The organism is Ohtaekwangia sp., assembly GCF_036568665.1.
Lineage (GTDB): Bacteria > Bacteroidota > Bacteroidia > Cytophagales > Cyclobacteriaceae > Ohtaekwangia.
On sequence record NZ_DATCSD010000285.1, the window covers coordinates 1 to 5,815 of the forward strand.

Genomic DNA, 5,815 nt, shown 5'->3' on the forward strand with positions numbered 1-5,815 from the left:
CTGCGCAAATACCTGACAGGCGGTGGCTTTCTGCACATTGACGATAATTATGGTCTCGATAAATTTATACGCATTGAACTAAAGAAAGTATTTCCGGAACTGGAACTGGTGGAATTACCATTCGATCACCCGATCTATCACCAGAAATTTGATTTTCCAAAAGGACTTCCCAAGATACATGAACACGATGGTAAACCCGCACAGGGCTTTGGTCTGATCTACGAAGGAAGACTGGTGGTTTTTTATTCGTATGAATGTGATTTGGGCAACGGCTGGGAAGACCAACGTATACACAACGACCCGGAAGAAAAACGTCAACAGGCTTTGCGTATGGGCGCCAATATTATAGCCTATTGCTTTACAAACTCCCTGTAGTACGGATGCGTTATCATTTTATCTCTGCGTGCATCGCCTGTATAGGTATACTATATATTACCGGATGCGAATCGACCCACCAAAAAGAAGAGCGGCTGGCCAAACAATACTGTGCAAGCTGCCACGCATTTCCAGAGCCCGGGTTGCTCACCAAAAAGATATGGCACTATGATATAATGCCACAGATGGCTTTTCGCATGGGCTTTGAAGATATGAAGCTGATCATGCAGCTGTCAGACGAAGACCGAAATATAGTATTGCAATCGCTGCCCGATAAGCCCATGCTTTCGCAGGAAGAGTTTGATGCTATACGCCATTACTACGAACGACTCGCACCGGATTCGCTTACGCTCCCACCTGTTCCAGCTACACAACCACTGACACAATTTGATGTAACAACACTGCAGTTACCGGAAAAAACTTTACCATTCGTAACACTCGTAAAAGCAGATACACTTCATCAGAATATATATATCGGCACCCGGCTTTCTAAACTATATACATTCTCCGACAAGTTTGTATTGAAAGATTCACTTAAACTGGAGAGCCCTCTTTCCGATATGATCTTTTATCCGGACAGCACGATGATGTTGTTCATGGGAATGATGGATCCGAACGATCTGTCGAAAGGTAAACTTGCTTCCCTGCACAATCAACAACGCCCTGTATTAGAAGGACTGCAACGACCGGTACATATTCAACAAACCGATCTGAACAATGACGGTTTAACAGACTATATCGTCTGCGGCTTTGGTAATTATACCGGGGCATTGCAGGCTTACGAGAACCTGGGCAACAACCGCTATAAAAAGCATACGCTTATACAAACTCCAGGCGCACGCAATACCGTGATCGAAGATATCGATCACAACGGCCTTCCCGACATTACTGTGTTGATGACGCAAGGCGATGAGCGCATCATCATGTTATTGAACCAGGGGGGTTTTGACTTTCGTGTGAATACGGTACTACGCTTTCCCCCGGTATATGGCAGCGCTTACTTTGAACTGGTTGACTTCAATGGGGATGGCAAAAAAGATATAGTATATATCAATGGCGATAATGCAGATTATTCCATTACGTTTAAACCTTATCATGGTATACGCATTTTTCAAAATGATGGCACCAATCACTTTGAAGAAACCTGGTTCTATCCATTATATGGTGCGTTTCAATCACGCACTGCCGACTATGATCAGGATGGCGACCTGGATATAGCTGCAATCTCGTTCTTCCCTGATTTTGTACAGCACCCGGAAAATGGTTTTATCTATTTAGAAAATACAGGTAAAGGATTTACTGCTTATACAACGCCCCTTGCAGGCTCCGGTAAATGGATCACGCTTGATGCTGCGGACATCGATCAGGATCATGATATAGATATACTCCTGGGTGCCCTCGACTTCGAATTTAAGGTGCCTCCGCCACTGTTAAAGCAATGGCACACTGACAGGACATCGGTACTTGTCTTGAAGAATACATTGCACGGGAAATAGCAGGTGTGCATCTATACTTCATCATTCGGTGTTCCTTGTTCAAAATTATTTCCCACAGAATTCACAGAATAACACAGATAAATGCATTTTGTTTCCCGCAGATCTCGCAGATTTTCGCAGATAAATGCAGGAGGCAAAAAAACTGAGAGAAGCGTAAAGCTTAATGCGGAAAGTAAAAAGCCAAACTTAGTGTGCATTTTAGTTCATCATTCGTTGATCGGTGTTCCTTGTTCGATATTCAAATTCAAATATATCCCACAGAGTACTTTCACCTTTCTGCTTTCAACTTTACGCTTACTGCTTTCCCATTAACTATTAACGGTTAACAAAAATAATTCACGGCAGCATTCTTGCTTTTTAATAACTAATAATTTAGTTTTATACCTAAATACATAGTCAATGAAAGATTTAAAAGAGCTGACCAAGGCCGAGGATCAGGTCATGCAAATTCTATGGAAACTCGAGAAAGCATTTGTAAAAGATATCGTAGAAGAAATGCCGAGTCCAAAGCCAGCGTATAATACGGTGTCAACCATTGTGCGCATACTGGAGACAAAAGGATTTGTCGATCATAAGGCATACGGTAAAACACATGAGTATTTCCCTACTATAACCAAAGAGAAGTATACCAAGTTCTATCTCAACAATCTTATCAAAGGCTATTTCAACGGGTCGTTTCAAAACCTGGTGTCGTTCTTTGCCAAAGAGAATAAGCTGGATGCCACCGACCTGGAGAAACTTCTGAACGAGATCAGGAAAGATCAGAAGTAGTATATATACCGGATAAAGGTAAACGTGTTGTTATACTATATTTTATCAACGAAGTATTTAAATGCAACAACCATGAATATATATCTGAATTACCTGCTGGAAGCCAACATCGCGTTAGCGTTCTTTCTGGCACTCTATAGTGTGTTGCTACGGAATGAAACCGACTTTCGATTGAAACGCGGATATTTACTGTTCGCTATAGTAGCCTCGGTAGTACTTCCGTTGTTTCATTTCCATACTACCGAACAGGTTATGCCATCGCTTGGCGATATTATGCCACCCAACTGGCTGCCGGAAGTTACTATTGTTGCCAACGGCACCACTACCGCTCCTGATACAACACCGGTATATGATGTGTGGTATTATCTAAATATAGTATATATAGCCGGTGTACTCCTGTTTCTGATAGTGTTTCTATGGCGGCTATCGCAATTGCTGATGATGGTATATAAAGCAACAGCTTATCAATATGAAAAATTCCTGATCATTGAATCGAACGAGAACCGCTCCGCCTTTTCATTCTTCCGGTTTATATTTATAGGGCAGGTCGATCAGCTTTCCGGCCACGAGAAACAGCAGATCATCGAGCACGAAAGTGTACATGCCCGCCAATTACATTCCATTGATATTTTACTGGTAAATCTCCTGAGTATATTCTTCTGGTTTAACCCCGTAGTTATACTCTATAAAAAGATATTCGTTCAGCTCCATGAGTTTGAAGCAGATGCGCGCGCTGTGGCAAACCAGGATGTGAATGAGTACTGCAGCCTGCTGGCGAAGGTTGCTTTACTGTCGGCCGACTTCAAACTCGCCAATCACTTTAGTAATTCTTTAACTGTAAAACGAATTGAAATGATGCGAACAATCAAATCGAAAATAAAAGGCTGGAAGATCGCGGCTATACTATGCGTGCTTCCGGCTGTGTTCTTCGTTGTGTCCTGCCAGGATCAGGTGATGAATGAAGCCCAGGATATAGCGTCCAATTCCACTATGGCACTTGATTATCCAAAAGAAGTGCAGACACGACTGGATGAATTGGCAAAAGCCAGTCCTGATAAAAAGTTTATCGTAATAGAGCCGGATGCTAACTCCGCTGATAAAGCTGAGGACCTGAAAAGAAAGACGGAAGGTCTTGATCCCTCCTATATTTCGTCTATGGATGTGATCAAGAACGTTGCCGATAAAGATGGCAATATACGTTCATTCATCATCATAGAGTATAACGAAGCTGCACACCTGGTTGCCCTGAAGACTACAAGAGACGGAGGTATATTTACCGTTGTTGAGGAATCTGCAACGTATAACGGTGGGTTTGATGCTATGGGAAGTTTTATAGCAGACAATCTGAAGTATCCGGAAGAGGCCCGTAAGAAAGGTCTGGAAGGAAAAGTATTTATACAATTTGTAGTGAACACCGATGGATCGTTAAGCGATTTCGTTGTGAAGAGAGGCGTTGATGCTTCGCTGGATGCCGCTGCTATAGATGTAGTAAAGGCTATGCCTAATTGGAATCCTGGCAAGCAGAGTGGTAATGCCGTACGTCAGCAATTTGTACTTCCCATTGTATTTAGCCTGGGCGATGGTAAAAACGATCAATCTTCACTGCAACCTGTAGCCGTAGAGAAAGAGTTTGCTATCGTTTCTTCCGTTACACAAAAACAGGGAACAAAGATTGTTGCCGGTATAGTAAAAGATAAAGAAGGGAAACCGCTGGCAGGTTCCAATATTCTTATTGTTGGCCAAACGAAAGGTACTACTACCGATGCCAATGGTAATTTTAGTATTGAAGTAGGTACAGGCAGCGGTTCGCTGGCCGTATCATATATAGGCTATAAATCAGAGACGATCGCTTTCTGAGATTACTCTATAAAAGATTAAAAGACTGGTTATTTCAGCCAGTCTTTTATTTCTGTATACGGTATCAGTACATCCGTTGGTCCTGCCGCATAGGGCGCCACTTCATAACTGTTATAATAGAATCGTATACCTTCCGAAGTAAATCCGTAGTTCTTGTTGAGTGCAAATTTATCGTCAGGGAAGTCAAAGAAGTTATTCTTGAATGAAGCGGTGTCTGCCAATTCTCTTTCTTTGCGGAATATTTGCTCACCGAGTTTTGTCAACTCCAATTGATACCCTGGCTTTAGAAAATCAGCAAGCGTTACGGTTTTACCAGTGCGTGGATTAAGGTTGATGAATGTTATCGCTGCGTTGGGATGGGCTCCACCGGAATAATCGTCACTGCTAACGGAGAGGCTAATGAGCGAATCGCCTGCTACATCTACATTTACATCTGAGGTATGATACCAGCCTCCCATACCGATCGCTTCCGAATCGGCACGAATAAAATTCTCATACTCTTCTATAAAGATCTTACCGGTTTGCTCCAGCGTTTGAATAACGCCTTCTGAAAATCCGGCCGATACAGCAGAGTCTATTTTGAAACGGATTACCAGTGATATAGCGGTATCAATGTGCATAAACTCCGGGTAGCGCACTTCAAACGAAGCGCATTGCAACGAATCTCCCTGGCAGTTGCTGGAGTATAGCGCAAAGTTTTTCGTGTGATACGTGATCGGTACAGGTTGCTCACGCTTCTCATCCTTCCTGTTACAGGCATATAAAAAAATCGTGGCCATGATGGCCACGAATACATATCGCTTCATATCGAATATATAGGGGTGTTAATTGGCTTTCTTGTCGAATATTTCAGCAAGTTTGTTTTCCAGTGCAGCACCGCGCAGGTTCTTGGCGATGATAACACCATTCGGGTCGAGTAACAACGAGAATGGTATACCGGTAATATTATAGGTCTTGGCAGCTTCAGATTGCCAGTACTTCAGATCAGACACGTGCGTCCAGGTAAGTCCGTCCTGGTGAATAGCATTGATCCAGTCCTGCTTCGAGCGATCCAGCGAAACACCAAACACGGTGAAACCTTTTGTTTTATACTTGTTATAAGCACGCACTACGTTGGGATTTTCCTGGCGGCAAGGACCACACCACTTCGCCCAGAAATCGAGCAGTACATATTTACCACGCACAGACGAGAGCTTCACTACATTGCCGGCAGTATCCGGCAAAGAAATTTCAGGAGCCGGCTGGCCAATAGCCAACACTTTCATGCGATCTACCTGGTCTATAAATTCTTTGGCCAGTGAATATCCTGACCACTC

Annotated in this window: 6 protein-coding genes; 4 read left to right on the forward strand and 2 right to left on the reverse strand. The window is 43.1% G+C overall.

Features of this window, described 5'->3' with window-relative positions; translation table 11 throughout:
* From VIN08_RS15705 to VIN08_RS15720, 4 genes are all read left to right on the forward strand, one after another.
* Nucleotides 1–375, forward strand: a 375-nt coding sequence (locus VIN08_RS15705) for a DUF4159 domain-containing protein (protein ID WP_331966990.1), incomplete at its 5' end; no start/stop codon positions are given.
* Between the two features lie 5 nt (nucleotides 376–380).
* Entirely contained in the window at nucleotides 381–1,871 is a 1,491-nt protein-coding gene (locus VIN08_RS15710; protein ID WP_331966991.1) for a VCBS repeat-containing protein, read from the forward strand.
* A gap of 399 nt (nucleotides 1,872–2,270) precedes the next feature.
* Entirely contained in the window at nucleotides 2,271–2,642 is a 372-nt protein-coding gene (locus tag VIN08_RS15715; RefSeq protein ID WP_331966993.1) for a BlaI/MecI/CopY family transcriptional regulator, read from the forward strand.
* Between the two features lie 72 nt (nucleotides 2,643–2,714).
* Nucleotides 2,715–4,499 carry a TonB family protein gene (locus tag VIN08_RS15720; protein WP_331966995.1) on the forward strand — a complete coding sequence of 595 codons (1,785 nt, stop codon included), beginning with the start codon at nucleotides 2,715–2,717 and terminating at the stop codon, nucleotides 4,497–4,499.
* Nucleotides 4,500–4,528: 29 nt separating this feature from the next.
* Here VIN08_RS15720 and VIN08_RS15725 read toward each other — a convergent pair whose 3' ends face one another.
* Together VIN08_RS15725 and VIN08_RS15730 are read right to left on the reverse strand one after the other, a co-directional pair.
* Nucleotides 4,529–5,305 (reverse strand): DUF3298 and DUF4163 domain-containing protein, encoded by a 777-nt coding sequence (locus VIN08_RS15725; protein WP_331966997.1) that lies wholly within the window; start codon nucleotides 5,303–5,305, stop codon nucleotides 4,529–4,531.
* Nucleotides 5,306–5,323: 18 nt separating this feature from the next.
* Nucleotides 5,324–5,815, reverse strand: a 492-nt coding sequence (locus VIN08_RS15730) for a TlpA disulfide reductase family protein (protein ID WP_331966999.1), incomplete at its 5' end; no start/stop codon positions are given.

Bases quoted from the DNA above. Each gene is read 5' to 3' on its own strand.
- VIN08_RS15720 (WP_331966995.1), top strand. From the start codon at position 2,715: ATGAATATATATCTGAATTACCTGCTGGAAGCCAACATCGCGTTAGCG.
- VIN08_RS15715 (WP_331966993.1), top strand. From the start codon at position 2,271: ATGAAAGATTTAAAAGAGCTGACCAAGGCCGAGGATCAGGTCATGCAA.
- VIN08_RS15725 (WP_331966997.1), bottom strand. From the start codon at position 5,305: ATGAAGCGATATGTATTCGTGGCCATCATGGCCACGATTTTTTTATAT.
- VIN08_RS15710 (WP_331966991.1), top strand. From the start codon at position 381: ATGCGTTATCATTTTATCTCTGCGTGCATCGCCTGTATAGGTATACTA.